The sequence below is a fragment of the Moraxella sp. FZLJ2109 genome, from assembly GCF_024296965.1.
Classification (GTDB): Bacteria; Pseudomonadota; Gammaproteobacteria; order Pseudomonadales; family Moraxellaceae; genus Moraxella.
Genome location: NZ_CP101112.1, coordinates 2,354,751 through 2,372,134, shown reverse-complemented (window position 1 = coordinate 2,372,134; position 17,384 = coordinate 2,354,751). Strand labels below are relative to the sequence as shown.

At 45.3% G+C, this 17,384-nt stretch carries 20 protein-coding genes; 6 read left to right on the top strand and 14 right to left on the bottom strand.

The window, feature by feature from the left end:
- Positions 1–10: 10 nt before the first annotated feature.
- The 7 genes from nudC to NKU06_RS11255 all read right to left on the bottom strand — a co-directional run bounded on the left by nudC (position 11) and on the right by NKU06_RS11255 (position 3,988).
- Positions 11–865, bottom strand: a complete 855-nt coding sequence (nudC, locus tag NKU06_RS11280) for an NAD(+) diphosphatase (RefSeq protein WP_254731191.1) — start codon at positions 863–865, stop codon at positions 11–13.
- Positions 862–2,199 carry a DNA polymerase III subunit epsilon gene (dnaQ, locus tag NKU06_RS11275; protein ID WP_254731188.1) on the bottom strand — a complete coding sequence of 446 codons (1,338 nt, stop codon included), beginning with the start codon at positions 2,197–2,199 and terminating at the stop codon, positions 862–864. Before dnaQ ends, nudC begins: the two co-directional genes overlap by 4 nt.
- 40 nt (positions 2,200–2,239) lie before the next feature.
- Positions 2,240–2,365: a hypothetical protein gene (locus NKU06_RS11645; protein ID WP_256521261.1), complete on the bottom strand. Its 126-nt coding sequence runs from the start codon at positions 2,363–2,365 to the stop codon at positions 2,240–2,242.
- Between the two features lie 13 nt (positions 2,366–2,378).
- Entirely contained in the window at positions 2,379–2,525 is a 147-nt protein-coding gene (locus tag NKU06_RS11270) for a hypothetical protein (protein ID WP_254731185.1), read from the bottom strand.
- A 53-nt stretch (positions 2,526–2,578) separates the two neighbouring features.
- On the bottom strand, positions 2,579–2,917 hold the full coding sequence (locus tag NKU06_RS11265) for a hypothetical protein (RefSeq protein ID WP_254769560.1): 339 nt from the start codon (positions 2,915–2,917) through the stop codon (positions 2,579–2,581).
- Positions 2,918–3,119: 202 nt separating this feature from the next.
- Complete coding sequence (locus NKU06_RS11260) at positions 3,120–3,572, bottom strand: ADP-ribosyltransferase (RefSeq protein WP_254731179.1); 453 nt, start codon at positions 3,570–3,572, stop codon at positions 3,120–3,122.
- Positions 3,569–3,988, bottom strand: coding sequence for a hypothetical protein (locus NKU06_RS11255; protein WP_254731176.1), 420 nt, complete (start codon positions 3,986–3,988; stop codon positions 3,569–3,571). Before NKU06_RS11255 ends, NKU06_RS11260 begins: the two co-directional genes overlap by 4 nt.
- Positions 3,989–4,086: 98 nt before the next feature.
- Here NKU06_RS11255 and NKU06_RS11250 point away from each other — a divergent pair, with 98 nt between their 5' ends.
- Both NKU06_RS11250 and NKU06_RS11245 read left to right on the top strand, forming a co-directional pair.
- On the top strand, positions 4,087–4,755 hold the full coding sequence (locus tag NKU06_RS11250; RefSeq protein WP_371928015.1) for a tRNA (guanosine(46)-N(7))-methyltransferase TrmB: 669 nt from the start codon (positions 4,087–4,089) through the stop codon (positions 4,753–4,755).
- A gap of 33 nt (positions 4,756–4,788) precedes the next feature.
- Positions 4,789–6,003 (top strand): TIGR03862 family flavoprotein, encoded by a 1,215-nt coding sequence (locus NKU06_RS11245; RefSeq protein WP_254731173.1) that lies wholly within the window; start codon positions 4,789–4,791, stop codon positions 6,001–6,003.
- Between the two features lie 215 nt (positions 6,004–6,218).
- Here the strand turns inward: NKU06_RS11245 and NKU06_RS11240 are convergent, their stop codons facing one another.
- Entirely contained in the window at positions 6,219–7,589 is a 1,371-nt protein-coding gene (locus NKU06_RS11240; protein ID WP_254731170.1) for an AarF/ABC1/UbiB kinase family protein, read from the bottom strand.
- 180 nt (positions 7,590–7,769) lie between these two features.
- Here NKU06_RS11240 and NKU06_RS11235 point away from each other — a divergent pair, with 180 nt between their 5' ends.
- From NKU06_RS11235 to NKU06_RS11225, 3 genes are read left to right on the top strand one after another with little or no spacing between them, the layout of a single operon-like run.
- Positions 7,770–9,215 carry a coniferyl aldehyde dehydrogenase gene (locus NKU06_RS11235; RefSeq protein ID WP_371928014.1) on the top strand — a complete coding sequence of 482 codons (1,446 nt, stop codon included), beginning with the start codon at positions 7,770–7,772 and terminating at the stop codon, positions 9,213–9,215.
- A gap of 43 nt (positions 9,216–9,258) precedes the next feature.
- Entirely contained in the window at positions 9,259–9,861 is a 603-nt protein-coding gene (locus NKU06_RS11230; protein ID WP_254731164.1) for a hypothetical protein, read from the top strand.
- 26 nt (positions 9,862–9,887) lie between these two features.
- Positions 9,888–11,105 carry an iron-containing alcohol dehydrogenase gene (locus tag NKU06_RS11225; RefSeq protein WP_254731161.1) on the top strand — a complete coding sequence of 406 codons (1,218 nt, stop codon included), beginning with the start codon at positions 9,888–9,890 and terminating at the stop codon, positions 11,103–11,105.
- Between the two features lie 63 nt (positions 11,106–11,168).
- Here the strand turns inward: NKU06_RS11225 and purD are convergent, their stop codons facing one another.
- From purD to NKU06_RS11195, 6 genes are all read right to left on the bottom strand, one after another.
- On the bottom strand, positions 11,169–12,440 hold the full coding sequence (gene purD, locus NKU06_RS11220; RefSeq protein ID WP_254731158.1) for a phosphoribosylamine--glycine ligase: 1,272 nt from the start codon (positions 12,438–12,440) through the stop codon (positions 11,169–11,171).
- Between the two features lie 109 nt (positions 12,441–12,549).
- Positions 12,550–13,182 (bottom strand): fumarylacetoacetate hydrolase family protein, encoded by a 633-nt coding sequence (locus tag NKU06_RS11215; RefSeq protein ID WP_254731155.1) that lies wholly within the window; start codon positions 13,180–13,182, stop codon positions 12,550–12,552.
- Between the two features lie 131 nt (positions 13,183–13,313).
- Positions 13,314–14,315: an alpha/beta fold hydrolase gene (locus NKU06_RS11210; RefSeq protein WP_254731153.1), complete on the bottom strand. Its 1,002-nt coding sequence runs from the start codon at positions 14,313–14,315 to the stop codon at positions 13,314–13,316.
- A gap of 9 nt (positions 14,316–14,324) precedes the next feature.
- The gene (rd, locus tag NKU06_RS11205) at positions 14,325–14,489 is read right to left on the bottom strand and encodes a rubredoxin (protein WP_078253585.1); all 165 of its coding nucleotides are present in this window, start codon (positions 14,487–14,489) and stop codon (positions 14,325–14,327) included.
- A gap of 122 nt (positions 14,490–14,611) precedes the next feature.
- A complete protein-coding gene (locus tag NKU06_RS11200; protein WP_254731150.1) occupies positions 14,612–14,989 on the bottom strand; it encodes a copper resistance protein NlpE in 378 nt (125 codons plus the stop codon).
- Positions 14,990–15,101: 112 nt separating this feature from the next.
- Positions 15,102–16,016 (bottom strand): transaldolase, encoded by a 915-nt coding sequence (locus tag NKU06_RS11195; protein ID WP_254731148.1) that lies wholly within the window; start codon positions 16,014–16,016, stop codon positions 15,102–15,104.
- Positions 16,017–16,261: 245 nt separating this feature from the next.
- On the opposite strand from NKU06_RS11195, the gene pheA reads away from it, so the two are divergent.
- The gene (gene pheA / locus NKU06_RS11190; protein WP_254731145.1) at positions 16,262–17,371 is read left to right on the top strand and encodes a prephenate dehydratase; all 1,110 of its coding nucleotides are present in this window, start codon (positions 16,262–16,264) and stop codon (positions 17,369–17,371) included.
- Positions 17,372–17,384 lie beyond the last annotated feature (13 nt).

Below are 17,384 nucleotides of genomic sequence, written 5' to 3'. Positions count from 1 at the left end.
GATAAATTAATCATGAATAGCGCGCAATGACATGTTGGATCAGCTCGTGAGCGATCGTACCTGCTTTTGGGATGCTTGGCAAATCATCCAAATCAAAAAATTTAGCATCGCTGATCTCACCTGCTTGTACACGAATCTCACCACTTTGGAAGCGTGCGATAAAGCCTGTCATCAGATTACTTGGATATGGCCAAGGCTGTGAATGGATGTACTCAAGCTGATCAATGCGCACACCCACTTCTTCAAATGCTTCACGCTTTGCCGCCATCTCCAGTGTTTCACCCACTTCGACGAATCCTGCGATCAAGCCATAGACACCATTTGTACGGTGGCGATGATGCAGTGCCAATAAAATCTGTGGCTTGCCTGTCTGTGGATGAGTGCGCGTGATGGCAGTGATGACGCAAGGCTGGACGCGCGGATAAGCATGATGGCGGCATTTTGGGCAGACTTTGGCGTGCTCACCTTGTGCGTGATTTATCGTCTTAGTGCCGCAGCGTGAGCAGTAGGCGTGATCATTTTGCCATTGCACCAGCATAATGGCACGGCTGATGATATGCAGGGTCGATTGATCAAATAAATTTAACAATTCTCGAAAGCTAACCGTGCGCAGATTTTGCACCGATTTACCATCATAGCCATCGCCATAAGGGAAAATCAGTCCAAGATCACAGGCGATCTGTGCATCTAGCGCGTGTGTCACAGGCAAGGGGTCAAGCGGTACTGTCGGCTCGTAGTGCGCTTGATGCGTCTCGCCAAAGCCTAGGCTTATCGCACCTTTCGGGGCTTGATCAAGCATCAGCACAAAGGGCGCACCATCGTGGCACAGTAGTGCATCGCGATCAATGATCCACAGGCTGATCATGACAGCACCTTATCACGCCATGCTTGATCAGCAGTGGTATCGCTGTGCGATCTGACCAAAAGATTAGCAAGATTGGCTAAATTATTAAACTGTACATCTTCGCCGATGCTTTCGGTGTCTTTGCGCTCATCTTCCATCGCAAAGCTCATCTGACCTGCCGTCATCGCCAAATAAACTTCAGCCAAGATCTCAGAGTCAAGCAAAGCCCCGTGGAAAGTACGGTCTTGATTGCCGACACCTAGGCGTATGCGCAGTGCGTCAAGGGAGTTTTTTTGCCCCGGATACAGCTGCTTGGCAAGGGCGAGCGAGTCGGTGATGGTAATGGATTGTAAAAAGTCTGGTAAGCCTGCCTTTGTAAACTCCATGTCCAAAAAGCGCATATCGAAAGCAGCATTGTGCGCGATGACTTCACTGCCAATCATAAAGTCATAAACCATCTGCGCAACTTCTGCAAACTTCGGCTTATCCGCGACAAACTCATTACTAATGCCGTGAACGCGGATGACATCTTCATCCATCTGCTTTTCAGGATTGATATACACATGCAGCTGATTGCCCGTGAACTTACGATCCACCAGTTCAATGATACCCACTTCCACGATGCGATCACCGCCTTGATCATAAAAACCTGTGGTCTCCGTATCCATGATTAGCTGACGATTTGGCATACCGCGATTGACAGGCTTGGGTAGAATTGGCCAAAAATCAGGATTGGCGCGACTGGTATCACCATCATAAGCAGGATTTTGGACGGTGTTATGATCGCTTAATTTTGGGGCGGATTGCGTGGATGTTGTCATATGATTTTGATCATTATTATATAGATTTTCTTCATGATTGCATTGGGTTTGTTGTGCAGAATTGGTAGAACTAATCAGCTCATCGCCGCTGCCATTGACGCCCAAATTGGCAAGTTTATCCGCCATTTCATTGCCTGCATGACCTGCATGACCTTTGATCCATTGCCAGTCGATATGGCGATTTTGGGTTAGGTTGTCCAGTCGTTGCCACAGTTCAAGATTTAATACAGGCTTGCCGTCGGCTTTTTTCCAGCCGCGCGCTTTCCAATTGACGATCCATTTGGTGATGCCATCTTTGACATAGCCTGAATCTGTCCAAATTTGGATCGGTGTGTCGGCAGGGGTGCTTTCAAGTGCGACTATCGCCGCCATCAGCTCCATGCGGTTGTTGGTGGTGTCAGGCTCGCCGCCCCACAGATTGTGCACATCACCATTGGCAAATTGCAAATGTACGCCATAGCCACCAGCTGCTGCTTGCGCCTGTCCATTGCCTTTGCACGCGCCGTCGGTGTATGCGATAATCGGGTATGTCATGATGCTCGGTTGATTGAAAAATTTGCTTTATTATAAAGCATCAAGCGATGAAGTGCGAATGTTTTGTGGGGTTTGTCAAGGCAAAGGCTTGGATTAAAACAACTGCTACTTCAAAATTGGCAAGCTGTTCTTCTAACTGGGTGCGTAATTCACGCTCTTTTTTCATCTCGCCCAGTAGCTCAGTATTCTTGTTTTTTTAGCCCATCCACGCTTGGCAAGCCATTGATGGCCGGCTGATAACCGCCATCGTTTTGCTTTTGATAAAAGCCTTGTAGCTTTTCATCTAAATTGTTAAATCTTTCTTCATTGATATTAAAATCTAACATGATTACTCCAATAAAAAAGCCCTGCAAAAGCAAGGCTAATCAAAAAAATTCTATTATGGGGATATTTGAGCAATGTAATTGTCTGCAAATCCTGCTTGTTTCAAAACAACTTTTACATCCATATCATTGCCATATACGCGTGCCAAATAACAAGCAGCCGCATACTGTTCATCAGGTGGATATTGATCAAGGTATTGGCGTGCAGTCATGACCTCAATATCATCATCATCTTCTTCTTCATTCGATAAAGTCTCAATATACGCCTGTACTTGTTTTTTCCATTGGCTAAAGTCATCAAACTTCATCTGTTTTGCCAATGCTTTTTGTTGATCTAAAGGCAAATTGAAAACCGTATGTTCTTGGCTATCAGTAGCTCGTGCTAATTGTAGCATTTGCAATGCATTCATTCTGTTATCTCTAAAAGCTCAATTTCAATGTAGCTAATCCCATCTTTTTTCTTTCGCTTAGATGATTGTACCACATGTTTGGTGTCAGCAGGCAACAACACTTCTTTTTCATGTGTATGCTGACTGAACCGTTCAATTTTTTTGCCTGTTTTATGGACGATAACCAAACGCACATTTGAATTTGAGTTCAAGTCAATTTTTTGTCTTTATCATAGGTTGTGCTTGTAAAAGCAGGTAATTTAATCTCTTTGCCAACCTGATATTGCTCTAGCAACTCATTGGATAAGTTTAGCCAACGATATAATCGCTTTTCACGAGCCTTGGGTAACTGCTCCAAGCTTTGATTTAGTAGAGACTTAACACTATTAAACAAAACTTCTGCCTCTGAGTCAATCTCTTTTACACCATTAAGATAAGCATTTAGTTTTTCATAACCGCTACCTGTGTAGTGATAGATTGATGCAAATTGCTCATAACTTAACTTAAATTCAGCTTTATTAATACCAATGTAGGCATTTTTGGCATTATTTCGATAATACGATGACAGCCATTTATCAATCGTTTCACCATCACTAAGTTTTGCAACAGGTTTTGTGCTAAAAAATTCTGGTGCGATTTTCTCAATCTCTTTAAGCGTCAATGGCTCAAAGTTTTTATCAAGTTGTAACTCTTGAATCGCTCAGCACTCATTTTATCAAACAGATTGGCTCTCTTTACATCTTTTGATTGAGATTTTAGCCAGTCAAAATAGCTGACATTGTCCGTCTCACCGTTCATACTGGCGCGTTTATCAGACTGTTTTTCGCCTTTGAATACCAATTGGAAATTTGAGCGGCAATTGTAGTGATATGGCGGATATTGCGCCTTATCAATTGGCATGATTTCAGGGTCAAGATGTCGGCAAATCGGACTTGTGCGCAAATCCAGCGTGGCAATGATACGAATGCCAGTGACCAAGTCAGGATTGTCACGGATAAACTGCTGTTTGGCTTCAGATACCATCACCGCTGTACCAGTGCGCAGGATGGTGGCAGCGTTTCTTGTGCTGATGGTCAAGATGCCATCTTTATAGTGATTGGCACGGCTGCCACATCATTTCCCCAAAAACCCACGCCATCTGCTATAATGCATCTTTTTAGCCATCGATTATTCTTATGCAACAGCAAGTCAGCCACCAATTCACACGCTTATTTCATCCTGAATATTTGCACGCGCCAAAATCTTTGTCATCACAAGATATGGATAAAATACATACATGGCAATCACAAGATACACCGCTATTTTTAGAAATCGGTGCAGGTAAGGGCAAGCACGCTTTGCTATTTGCCGCTGCCAATCCTGATAAGCGATTGATCGCTGTTGAGCGCACCAGTGAGAAGTTTGCATCATTTGATAAACTTGCTGATAACTCATTAGAAAATCTACTTAATATCCATGCAGATGCCATCGCTTTTACTGCAAAATTACTGAAGCCGAATTGCTTAGACGGTGTGTTTTTGCTTTATCCCAATCCTGAACCGCATAACAAAAATCAACGCTGGCTGAATATGCCGTTTTTTGAGTTTTTATTATCCAGAATGAAAGCAGGTGCGACCATCACGCTTGCCAGTAATATCGAAATCTATATTGATGAAGCGGCGGATTTATTAACTGACACATGGCAGCTGCCTTTTGTCAAATCAAGCATTGCAGCAGATTCGGCGCGTACGCATTTTGAGATTAAATACTTGGCGCGCGGTGAGCATTGCCAAGAGCTAATCATTACTAAGCCTGAAAATTATTGCACGCGCTTTGATGATTATACAGCTGATTTGTTGGTTTGATATTTTATATATACTAAATAATATACGCATAAAATGAGAAAACAAGTAGCGATCATCGGCGCAGGCGCGGCAGGCTTGATGGCGGCAGAAGTGCTGTCAGGCTATGATGTCGATGTGTCTGTTTATGACCAAAAACCAACCGCTGCGCGCAAGATTTTGATGGCAGGTAAAACGGGTCTGAACATTTCGCATAATGAACCGATTGAGCAATTTATCACGCGCTATACGCCCAGCGAGTGGATCGCGCCATTTGTGCGAAGCTTTGGCGCTGATGATATTCGCGCATGGATGGCCAGTTTGGGCATTGAGAGCTATGTCGGTTCGACGGGACGGATTTTCCCTGTAGAAATGAAAGCGTCCAAGCTTGTGCGCGCATGGCTTAATCGTCTGAATGATTATCAAGTAAAATTTCATTATCGATATCGCGCGACTTTACTACACGATCGCCATATTGCCTTTGAAGTGATGGATAATAAAGGCGTGGTGCTTGAGCAGTTTACTAAGCAATTTGATGCAGTGATCGTGGCTTGCGGCGGCGGCTCGTATGCGGCACTTGGTAGTGATAGTGCGTGGCAGGCGTGGTTTGATCCATCTGAGTTAAGCTCTTTATACGCCAGTAATGTCGGTATTTTACGAGATTGGTCGGCTTTTATGGCAGATCATTTTGGGCAGCCGCTTAAGCGCGTCACTGCATGGGTGAATACCGATCATCGCCATCAAGGCGATATCATCATCAGTCATTATGGGCTGGAATCAGGGCTGATTTATCGACTGAACAGTGATATGCGTGCGGCTCAGTCGGCAGATGGATTTATACTATTTTTGGATTTATTACCCGATAAATCGTCAGATGATATTTTAAAAATATTTCATAAAAACAAAAAACAATCACTCAATACTTTATTAAAAAAATGCGGACTGGATGCGGTAAAAATTGCTTTATTGCGTGAATGCACAAATAAAACCGACTGGTCGGATTTAAATAAAATGGCAAATCATATCAAACAGCTTGCCATTCACTGCACAGGCTTTCGACCGATGAATGAAGCCATCAGCACAGGTGGTGGTATCAAGCGCGCGGCAGTCGGTGATGATTTGCAACTAAAATCTTGTGCAGGGGTGTTTTGCTGCGGAGAGATGCTTGATTGGGATGCGCCAACAGGGGGTTATTTATTAACGGCGTGCTTTGCCACAGGGCGAGCAGCAGGGCAAGGGGTGGTGGATTTTTTGGGATTAAACCACAAATAAGCCCATAATCAAACCAAAATATAGCAAAAAGCCGTTTAGCAAAAATTGTTAAACGGCTTGTTTTTGGTGTTGTAGTCAATTTGCTTTATAATCATTCATTGATATATTTTAAACAGATAGAATGATTTACAACGATTTGATTTTAAAATAGATTTGTAGAGGCGTATTGTATATGCCTGCGGATGATTTTGATTTGAATGAGCAATATTTCGGTTTTAAGATTGTGCAAACTTCCCAACCAATCCATCAGCATCGGTGCGCGCATCCAGTGCCACAAGCAGAGCATAAGCACCGATAAATTTACGGCTGATGAACATCATTTCTTTGGGTGGTAGGGTGAATTCTAGCGATTGCATACCATTTTTGGCAGTCGTCATCACGCGCGCATACAGATCGCTCTCCGCCCAAATATAGCGACCATCGGCATCTAGGTGTGGCGAATTGCCATCATGAACAGCGTTCAATCGCGCCGCTTGAGCAAAAGGCTCGCACGCCATCAAAAACACATCCGCCATGTCAGATTTTGGCTTGCCAGTGAGCTTATCAAAAAAATTATAACCCGTCATCGCCGTCATCATCGCATCTTTATCTTGGCTGTAGCCTGCGGTGATCAGACCGCGCGCGATGGTCAGTAGATGTGGGTCAAACTGTTTAATCGCACCGAAATCTAATAAGATTAGCTTATCAATGCCATCTTCAAATCGTACCAAATAATTCCCAAAATTCGGGTCGGTCTGCATCTCACCCCACTCGAATAACTCACGGATGACCACTTCGATGGCGGCTTGACCTAAGGCATTTTTACGATCTTGAGGTAGTTGTTTTAGCGTATCATCATTGAGCGATACGCCATGCTCAAAACTCATGCAAATCAAGCGTGGCGTACTGTAATTATCATAAATCGTCGGCACGACATAGCGTGGATCATCCGCAAGATAGCCTGCAAAGCGCTTGGTGGTGTTGGCTTCGAGTGTGTAATCCACTTCGCGATGCAGAAGCTCACCGATCTCACCAAACCATGCATCCAGTGCCTTGGTCTGTGGCACAGCATTGGTAATTTTTAATAAATGCTTAAAAATAGAAAGGTCTGAATCAATCGACTGCGCCACACCGGGGTATTGGACTTTTAGCACGACTTCACGGCCAGTATATTTGTGCACCGCCTTATGTACTTGGGCTAGGCTTGCTGTGCCAATCGGCGCGCGCTCAATCTCAAAATCACTAACGCGCTCACCAAGCTCTGCCTTGATGGCATCATAAATGATGTGCCAAGCCAGCGGCGTGGTGTTGGCATCAAGTGTGTGCAGTGCATCAAGCACCTGTGGCGGCAAAAAATGTTCGCCGTATAATGCAAGCATCTGACCTACCTTGACCACTGAGCCTTTGAGTTTGCCAAGCTCACTCACCAAATAATCCGCTTGTTCTTGGAGTAGGGCGTGTTTGGCATTGGCTCGCTGTTCTTGACTCATAAACAGGCTGCCGACACTGGATTTTGCCCAGTTTTTGCCGATGTTGAGCGAAGTTTTGGCGATGGATAGGCGGCGCGCAAACGGAGAAGTTTTGAGCTTGTCGATTGGTTGGGTCATTGTTTTATTGCTTATTGCTAAATTTTTGCATTATAGCAAATTTTGCTAAATTTGACACCTTTATAAACTGATGCGTACAAAACGCGGTCAACGCCAAGGTTTCAGCCAGTTTCTATGCTTTTAATGGTTACGCGCATGGCGTAGGGCTTTGTATAATGCTATTAGGATTTGCCAAAAGGGATGGCCATGACAAGCATTCACGCGCTGCACGAAATTTTCACCGCTCAACAACGCGCCTATCAACAAAACCCCATGCCGACAGCAAGTGAGCGGCTGATTTGGCTTGAGAAACTTAAGTCTGCCTTATTAATCTATCAAGACACCATCACCGCCGCCATTCATCAAGACTATGGCAATCGCAGCTTTGCCGAAACGAAAATCGGCGAGTTACTCACTTGTATTGAGCATATCAAATATTACCAAAAGCATCTTGCCGCATGGATGAAGCCGCAAAAACGCCACATCAGCCTATTGCATCAGCCTGCCACAGGCGCGGTGGCGTATCAGCCTTATGGTGTGATTGGTATCATTGTGCCTTGGAATTATCCTTTGTTGCTCGCGATTTCACCGCTCGTTTGCGCACTTGCTGCGGGTAATGTGGCGATGATTAAGCTGTCGGCGGCATCATACCATTTTGGACAAGTTCTGCACAAAATTATTAGCGATACTTTTGATGCTACTCAAGTGGCAGTCATCACAGATGCTGGTAATCATGCTGATGATGCACTTGCCAAGGCGTTCGGCTGCCTGCCTTTTGATAAGCTGATCTTCACAGGATCAAGCGTGGTTGGGCGAAAAGTGATGCAGCAAGCGGCGGCAAATTTAACCCCTGTGATTTTGGAGCTGGGCGGTAAATCTCCTGTGATTGTCCATCCATCGATGCCGCTTACCGATGTGGCTGAGCGTGTGGCGTTTGGTAAGCTTTGGAACGCAGGGCAAACTTGTGTTGCGCCTGATCATCTGTATTTACCGCGCGGCAAGGTCGATGAGTTTGTCAGCCTTTATCGCGCGCAAGTGAGTAAGATGTATCCAAGCCTTATTTATAATGATGATTATACCAGCATCATTCATGATCGGCAGTTTGATAAACTGTTTGGATTTATTAATGATGCTAAACAAAAAGGCGCGACCGTCACTGTGATTAATCCCGCTGAAGAATCTGATGATGCGCTGTCTGCTATGCGCAAGATTGCCCCAACAATAATCACAAATGTCAGCGATGAGATGACGGTGATGACTGATGAGATTTTTGGGCCGATTTTACCGATCATTGAATATGATGACATGGATGCGGCGATCGATCGGATCAATGCAGGCAATAGACCACTTGCGCTGTATTATTTTGACTATGACAAGCGTCGCGCGCAGTTGGTGGCAAGCCGTACGCATTCGGGACATTTTGGTGTCAATAGCGTGCTGACCCATGTTGCCCAAGATGATTTGCCATTTGGTGGGGTAGGTGCATCGGGCATGGGCAAGTATCACGGGCCAGAAGGGTTTTATAGTTTTAGTCATGCGCGCTCTGTGATGACGATGCCAAAGATATTTGGACTGCGGCTGATTTTACCACCATTTCATGAAAAACCTGCACTAGCTTGGATTGAAAAATTGTTTTTAAAAAAGTAGTAATTAATTAAAATAACTTAATTATAAAACACAGGAAGTTGCCATGAATTTACCATCATCCAATCTTTCGCCCAGCATGATAGACAAGGTACAGCCAAACGCAAGCACCAAAGCTCAAAGTCGCTATGTGGCGATGATGTTTGACATCGTCTCACGCAGTTTGGTATTGGCAAGTCGTATTGATACCGTAATCTTGGATGAAATCAGTGCGCTGCCTGATGGATTGGTGATTGCGATGAGTATTTATGGGACAAATTTAGGCTTTGCGCTCAAGATTACACCTGCATCAGATGGCGGTGGCAAAAGCCTAGCGCGCGTGACAGACTTTGATGAATCATATCTAAAAGCCGTACCAAAGCATCAGCTACTACACATTCGCTTTAAGCACTTGGCATATGCTTATCAAGTGCTATCGTTTCAAAAAAGCACCGCGGCGGCATTTGCAGCCAATCACATGGTGGTCGATGGTGATCTTGGCTGTGCGGTGACTTTGGTGCGATGTTTGAACCGCTTAGAGAGTGTGATTTTGCCAAAAGCACTGGCGCGCCGAGCGATTAAAGTCTATCCTAAGCAGCTGAGCCTTGCCCAAAAGCTGAATTTGGCATTGCGAATTTATGGCAAATTGATCGTTTCATTGACAAAATAATCTTAACAATCATCAAAGGATCTGATATGAAAGAGTATTATGAATTTTATTGTCCTGTTAAGCTGATTGCAGGGTCTAGTGCGCTTGAGAATATTCCTTTTGAGCTTGAGCTGCTTGGCGTGGAGCGGCTGATGGTTGTGACGGATGCGGGGGTGCGTGAGCATGGACTGCTTGCGATTATCATGGATGTGTTTGCTGCTGCAGGTCGCGCGATTACTTGTATTTATGATCAAGTGCCGAGCGACTCAAGCCTTGCGGTGATTGATGAAGTCAGCAGGCTGTACCGCGCGCATCATTGCCAAGCGATCTTGGCAGTGGGCGGCGGCTCGGTGATGGATACGGCGAAGCTTGCCAATATCTTGGTGAGTACAGGCAGTGATGATCTGATGCAGTTTGCAGGTGCGCATAATTTGGCGCAGTCGCTCAAGCCCTTATTGGTCATTCCGACGACGGCAGGCACAGGCTCGGAAGTGACGATGGTGGCGGTGGTCTCTGATACCGTGCGCCAACAAAAAATTGCGTTCGTCTCTTACCATCTCTTCCCCAATGCGGCGATCATCGATCCGCGCATGACCTTGACACTGCCGCCGAAAGTCACAGCGATGACTGCGATGGATGCACTGACGCACGCGATTGAAGCTTATACAGGGCTTGCGCACAATCCCATCAGTGATGCGTATGCTGTCGCTGCGATTGAGAAAATCAGCCAACATCTGCTGCCAGTGCTAGAGCGTCCATCTGATAGTGAAGGCAGGCTTCACATTGCTCAAGCGGCAACGATGGCAGGCATTGCATTTTCTAATTCGATGGTGGGGCTTGTGCACGCTTTGGGTCATGCCTTGGGTGCGGTGGCACATCTGCCGCATGGGATGTGCATGAATGTGTTTTTACCTTATGTGCTGGCGTATAATCTATCAACCGATCAAGCGCGGATCGCACAGCTACTCTTGCCATTGACCAATCATGAAGTGTATGTCAAGACATCGCCAAATCAGCGTGCCAAAGCTGCCATTGATACCATCTTACAGCTGCGTGATGAGATGTATGCGCGTACAGGGTTGCCACGCACGCTGCAAGAATGCATGACGGTGAGTCAAGATCAATTTGATGAAATCAGCCAAAAAGCCATCAATGATGGGGCGATCATTTATAATCATGCCGAATCGGATATTGATGATATTAAGCAAATCCTACAAGATGCGTGGGATGGGCAAGCTTGGCGTGATAGATTGAACAAGATGTAGAATGTGCATAAACAAAAAAGATGGCAAAATCTGCCATCTTTTTTGTTTAGATAAAATAATCAATCAGCGATTAATCGCGCGCCAACCGATGTCACGACGGTATTGCATGCCATCGAAACTGATGTCAGCAATCGCCGCCAAAGCATCTTTTTGGGCATTGGCGATATCATCTGCCAATGCTGTGATGCACAGCACGCGACCGCCATCAGTGACGATGTTGTCGCCTTGCTTTTTTGTGCCTGCGTGGAAGACTTTTAGGCTGTCTGTGTCATTGCCAAGCCCTGTGATAATATCGCCTTTTGAGCTCGATTCTGGATAGCCACGGCTTGCCAAGACCACACCAAGCGCGACTTTTTCTGACCAATTTGCACTGGCAGGCAGCGCGCCTTTTAGACCTGCTTCGATCAGCTCAACCAATGAGCTTTCTAGGCGCATCATGATCGGCTGGGTCTCAGGGTCGCCGAATCGGCAGTTGAACTCAATGACATATGGGTCGTTGTTTTCATTGATCATCAGACCCGCGTACAAAAAGCCTGTATAAGGCGTACCGTTGGTTTTCATCGCATCGACGACAGGGCGAATCACACGCTCGATGACCTTGTCATGCACATCAGCGGTGACCACTGGTGCGGGTGAATACGCACCCATACCGCCAGTGTTCGCGCCTGTATCACCTTCAAAAATGCGCTTGTGATCTTGGCTTGTAGCCATCGGCAAAATGTTGTCACCATCGATCATGCAGATGAATGACGCTTCTTCGCCTGCCAAGAACTGCTCAATCACCACGCGACTGCCCGCATCGCCAAACTTATTGCCCGATAGCATATCATCGATGGCATCAAACGCTTCTTGTTCGGTCATGGCGACGATGACACCTTTACCTGCGGCTAGGCCATCGGCTTTGATGACGATTGGCGCGCCATTTTTCTCAACGAACGCCTTGGCAGGGGTGATCTCGGTGAAAACTTCATAAAAAGCGGTTGGGATACCATGCTTTTGCATAAAGTTTTTGGCAAATGCCTTTGAACCTTCAAGCTGTGCACAGTATTTGGTCGGGCCCCAGACACCGATATTGGCCGCGCGCAGATCATCGACAATGCCTGCGACCAGTGGCGCTTCAGGACCGACGACGACAAAGGCGATGTTATTATTTTGACAAAATTCAATGACAGCTGCGTGATTGCTGACATCCAAATCAATATTAGTAAGTTTATCTTCAATATCTGTACCGGCATTACCGCGTGCGACATAGACAGTATTGACGCGGTTGTCTTTGGCGCAAGCCCATGCCAATGCGTGTTCGCGACCACCAGTACCCAAAACTAAAATATTCATAACGACCCCAAAAAGACTAAGAAAAGTTGGCAATATTTTAACAAAATTTCGCCAATAAAAAAACAAAAATCTGCACAGAGTTAATCTGTGCAGAGTGCGATAGTGGATATTATTTCATGGTCAAATGATACACATCATCATCTAATTTCACCACAAGCTGATCACCGCTGACCAATTTGCCCACACCTTTTGGTGTGCCTGTATAAATCAAATCGCCTTGTCTTAAGCCAAAGTACTTGTGTAGAAATTTTAATTGATACAGCACATCAAACAGCATCTTATCGGTGCTGTCATGTTGGCGGATTTCATTATTGACCGATAAATACAGCGTGCAAATATCAGGAATGCCTTGTGTCAAAGGAGATAGCCATGCTGCATCACGAAAGCCTTTGGCAAGCGACCACGGCAAGCCTTTATTTTTAAGATTTGATTGAATGTCTCGCGCGGTTAAATCCAGACCCACGCCATAGCCTGCGATACACTCAAGTGTCGGCGTGGCATCATCTGCGACATCCTGCCCGATATATACCACAAGCTCCACTTCATGATGAATGTCATCAGAAAATGTCGGCAAGGTCAAGCTATTCGCTTGGCTTAATGAAGTGGTCGGCTTCATAAATACTACAGGCTCGCCTGTCGGTGTATTGCCAAGTTCGCTGATGTGCTCTGCATAGCTGCGACCGATGCAGTAGATATTGGCGATAGGGGTCCTTTTGCCGTCTTGAAAGCTGATTTGTTTCATTGCTCATCCTTATTTTGGCGTGTTTGTCAGTGATAATTTGCCACATCATAACAAACTGCCGCACTCTAAATCAAGCTAAAAGCAAGCGAAAAGTAAGCCAAAATAAACAGTGGCTTTATAATAATTTTTTATTATTTACAATGATTACTAATCAGATTAGCAAGATAAGGATGATAATAAGCAGGCAAATCATGCCCCATGCCACTGACCAAGACAAAATGCGCATTGGGAATGACTTTGGCAAGAAACTTACCATGACTTGGCGCAACCAAGCCATCTTTATCGCCATGAATCACCAAGGTATTGGCTCTGATTTGTTTGGTGAATTTCAAAATCGACCCTGATGCCAAAATTGCGGTCAATTGCTGTGCCACACCTAGCGGATGGAAATTGCGTTGATAGCGTTTCTCAGCGATGGCACGCGTGCCTTTGATGTCAAGATGCCCTGGTGAACCAACTGCTGTCATGAACCACACGCTATGACGCACCATATCACGCTCCGAATGGCTCTCGGGGCGACGCACAAAGGTCATGAACTGCTTAGGATTGGGCGGTCGCAAAAACGCACGGTTGGCAGTCGAAAATAGCAGGGTGAGATTTTTGATGTATTTTGGGTAGCGAGCAGCGACGATTTGGGCAATCATACCGCCCATTGATGCACCGATGAGATTGACTTCAGATAGATGCATGGTCTTAATCAGTCGCGCCACATCTTCTGCCATGTCGGTGAGTGTATAGGGTACTTGCTCGCCTTTATTGGACAGACCTGCTTGCACCTTGAGCATCATTTTGAGCTTATTGAGCCGTGGTAGGCCTTCGATTTGGATTTTGCTTGACAGTCCCGTATCTCGGTTGTCAAAGCGAATCACAAAAAAACCAGCATCAATAAACAGCTTCAGAAAACTGTCCGACCAAAACAGCATCTGCGAACCAAGCCCAGTCACAAAAATCATCGGCGGATGCTCAGGATTGCCCCCAGCTTCGACACATAGCTGTATGCCATCACCGATATCAATGATGGCTTGATACAGATGCTCGGAGAGATCTGATGGATACCAGTGGATATCACCGAATTTCTGCCAACCGTCGGGTATGGCATTTGGCTGTGTGTGAAAAGGTGTTTCGCGAATCATGGCGATTGATTAGATTTCGACCATTTCAAAGTCGGCTTTACCGACACCGCACTCAGGACATAGCCAGTCTTCAGGAATATCTTCCCAGCGAGTGCCAGGGGCAAGACCTTCTTCTGGACAGCCAAGCTCTTCGTCATAAATCCAGCCGCAGACGATACATTGATATTTTTTCATAATTCACCTTAGTGCCTTGATTGTGCCAATCTTGGACTGGCACAATGCTGGGTAACAATCATCAGATGATTAGTTTACAGATGTATCGAAATTTTGCAAGTAAAATTTTTGAATTTTAAAAGTTAATCAAAGTTTGACAGTGTGAGAACGCACGCTGAACTATCTGGATTTACTCGATCTACTGAATACTCACAAGAATAATCTAATTTTTTGTTCTTATCTAGCATACGGATTGTATTACCCTTAATTTGGTAATAATACTCACCGCCTTCCATTGGTAGTAGATTTTTATATTTTCCTTTATAAAGCGTGATTGATGACCCAGCTTCAGCTTTAACAGTTACATTACCCTTTTTTGTGATGGTAATGCTTTCCCAAGTATCCATACCGCCTGCAATATTAAAATGACGAGTGCCAACAAACGGTAATTTTTGTGCTTTTGCCAAAGCAGGGTTGGTAGCGGTTAATAGTGCAAGTGCAATGATAGCAGGTTTTAGCATGATAATTTCCTTATGATGGCTTAATAATTAAGATAGTATCATTAACTATTTACCAAATCAAGAAAAAACCGCTTGCACTAGTTAGCACAAACGGTTTTGAAGTTGGCTTGATTTATAAACCTGCCAATTGCTCGACCAACTTTTCACGAGCAGCGACAAAGCCATCAATCCCCTTAATCAGTAGAGAGTTTAGCGGATGCGACTCTTGGGCTTGCTCAAAGTCAGCTTGGCTTAGCGGTGTTGGCTTGCTGCTGATTTCGCTATTTTGGATAAGCTGTTTTGTGACAGGTAGTTGACTGTTTGCCAATTCATCGAGTAGGGCAGGCGAGATGGTCAATAAATCGCAACCTGCCAACGCGATGATTTGTTCGATACTGCGAAAGCTTGCCCCCATCACTTGGGTGTGGTAGCCGTGTGATTTATAAAATTGATAAATCGACTTTACAGAGTTTACGCCCATATCTTCACCGATGGCGATGTCTTGGCGGTTTTCGTGTGCTTTTTGCCAATCGGTGATACGACCGACAAATGGCGAAATCAAAGTTACGCCAGCATCCGCACACGCACGGGCTTGGGCATCAGTAAATAGCAGAGTTAGGTTGCAGTGGATGCCTTGTTTTTCAAGCTGTTCGGCGGCTTTGATACCTTGCCAAGTGGATGCGATTTTGATCAGTACTCGCTCTTTATCGACGCCAAGTTTGGCATAGCGATCGATATAATCATAAGCTTTGGCGATGGTGGCATCAGTGTCAAACGATAGGCGTGCATCCACTTCGGTAGAGACACGGCCTTGGATCAGAGTGCTGATTTGATGACCCAGTGCCACGGTCAGCGTATCAATGGCGGTATCAGTATCCAAGCCTTTGATTTGGCTTAATAATTCATCATGTTCGCCACTGGCAAAGGCGGCGGTAATCAGGCTTGGGTTGGTGGTGGCATCAACAGGCTTTAGGCGGGCAATGGCAGATAGATCACCGGTATCGGCGACGATGGTGGTGAGCTGTGATAATTGTTCTAAGCTATTCATAAAAACTCTCAATGGTCTAAAAGGTGGGTTAAAAGTAGCACATTTGGGCGATTTTCGCTACTGGTTTTGATATGATTGGCAGTCAATTCTTATATCAATCGATTGAATAACACCTTTGTATCGCCGTGGTGCGCTGTCGTATCGGCTAAAACGATTATAAAAGAAAGTTTGCCAAAATCACTACACCAAAACATAAAAATCGTGTATCATTGACATATTTATGTTGATTTAAAAAGGAAGCTGTCATGAGCGAAACGCCAACCTTGCCGATTAATACAGACGAAATCAAAAGCTACCGCAATCAAATTGATAGCATCGACGAACAAATTCAAACCTTGATCAATGAGCGTGCAAAAGTCGCCCAAAAAGTCGCCATCGCCAAAAAGAACCATGAAGATCATCCGATTTTTTATCGTCCTGAGCGTGAAGCTCAAGTGCTAAAAGCGGTGATGGCGCGTAACGAAGGCCCATTATCAGGCGAGAAGATGGCTCGCTTATTCCGTGAAATCATGTCGGTATGCCTTGAGCTAGAAGCACCACAAAAAGTGGCATATCTAGGGCCTGTGGGTACATTCACTCATGCAGCAGCACTGAAGCATTTTGGCAAGGCGGCGACCACCGTATCACTTGCCACCATCACGGATGTGTTTCGTGAAGTTGAATCAGGCAGTGCGATGTATGGCGTCGTGCCAGTTGAGAACTCATCAGAAGGTGTGGTCAATCATACCCTAGATGCATTCCTTGGCTCTAGCCTAAAAATCATCGGTGAAGTGGAGCTACCTATCCATCATAATTTTTTGGTCGCTGAGCATACGAAGGTGAAAAACTTAAGCTGCATCTATGCGCATCAGCAAGCCTTGGCACAATGCCGTCATTGGCTGGATGTCAATTTCCCAAGTGTGGAGCGTATCGCAGTATCAAGTAATGGCGAAGCGGCTCGCCGTATCCAAAATGAATGGCATTCAGCTGCTATTGCAGGGGATGTGGCAGTGGCAGAATACGGCCTACACAAGCTACACGAAAATATCGAAGATAATCCAAATAACACCACGAGATTTTTGATCATTGGTCGTGAAGATGTCGGTGCATCTGGCGCGGATAAGACATCAATCATGGTCTCAAGTCCTGATAAAGCAGGTGCGTTGATTGAGATTCTTGAGCCGCTGCGTCGCCATGGCGTATCGATGACCAGTATCGAGACTCGTCCAGAGCGTCCGAACAAATGGGCTTATGTGTTCTTTATTGACATGAATGGCCATATCAGTGATGCTCATGTGGCTGCTGCTATCGAAGATATTCGCCCATTGGTCAAGGATTTGCGAGTGCTGGGTTCTTATCCAAAAGCCGTATTATAATTGATGATATCTC

Coding starts and splice junctions, on each gene's coding strand:
- NKU06_RS11270 (WP_254731185.1), bottom strand. CDS start 2,525: ATGTTAGATTTTAATATCAATGAAGAAAGATTTAACAATTTAGATGAA.
- NKU06_RS11230 (WP_254731164.1), top strand. CDS start 9,259: ATGAATTTACCATCATCCAATCTTTCGCCCAGCATGATAGACAAGGTA.
- NKU06_RS11225 (WP_254731161.1), top strand. CDS start 9,888: ATGAAAGAGTATTATGAATTTTATTGTCCTGTTAAGCTGATTGCAGGG.
- NKU06_RS11195 (WP_254731148.1), bottom strand. CDS start 16,016: ATGAATAGCTTAGAACAATTATCACAGCTCACCACCATCGTCGCCGAT.
- NKU06_RS11240 (WP_254731170.1), bottom strand. CDS start 7,589: ATGACCCAACCAATCGACAAGCTCAAAACTTCTCCGTTTGCGCGCCGC.
- NKU06_RS11250 (WP_371928015.1), top strand. CDS start 4,087: ATGCAACAGCAAGTCAGCCACCAATTCACACGCTTATTTCATCCTGAA.
- purD (WP_254731158.1), bottom strand. CDS start 12,440: ATGAATATTTTAGTTTTGGGTACTGGTGGTCGCGAACACGCATTGGCA.
- NKU06_RS11645 (WP_256521261.1), bottom strand. CDS start 2,365: ATGAAAAAAGAGCGTGAATTACGCACCCAGTTAGAAGAACAGCTTGCC.
- NKU06_RS11200 (WP_254731150.1), bottom strand. CDS start 14,989: ATGCTAAAACCTGCTATCATTGCACTTGCACTATTAACCGCTACCAAC.
- NKU06_RS11210 (WP_254731153.1), bottom strand. CDS start 14,315: ATGATTCGCGAAACACCTTTTCACACACAGCCAAATGCCATACCCGAC.
- dnaQ (WP_254731188.1), bottom strand. CDS start 2,199: ATGACATACCCGATTATCGCATACACCGACGGCGCGTGCAAAGGCAAT.
- pheA (WP_254731145.1), top strand. CDS start 16,262: ATGAGCGAAACGCCAACCTTGCCGATTAATACAGACGAAATCAAAAGC.
- nudC (WP_254731191.1), bottom strand. CDS start 865: ATGATCAGCCTGTGGATCATTGATCGCGATGCACTACTGTGCCACGAT.
- NKU06_RS11265 (WP_254769560.1), bottom strand. CDS start 2,917: ATGCTACAATTAGCACGAGCTACTGATAGCCAAGAACATACGGTTTTC.
- NKU06_RS11235 (WP_371928014.1), top strand. CDS start 7,770: ATGGCCATGACAAGCATTCACGCGCTGCACGAAATTTTCACCGCTCAA.
- rd (WP_078253585.1), bottom strand. CDS start 14,489: ATGAAAAAATATCAATGTATCGTCTGCGGCTGGATTTATGACGAAGAG.
- NKU06_RS11245 (WP_254731173.1), top strand. CDS start 4,789: ATGAGAAAACAAGTAGCGATCATCGGCGCAGGCGCGGCAGGCTTGATG.
- NKU06_RS11215 (WP_254731155.1), bottom strand. CDS start 13,182: ATGAAACAAATCAGCTTTCAAGACGGCAAAAGGACCCCTATCGCCAAT.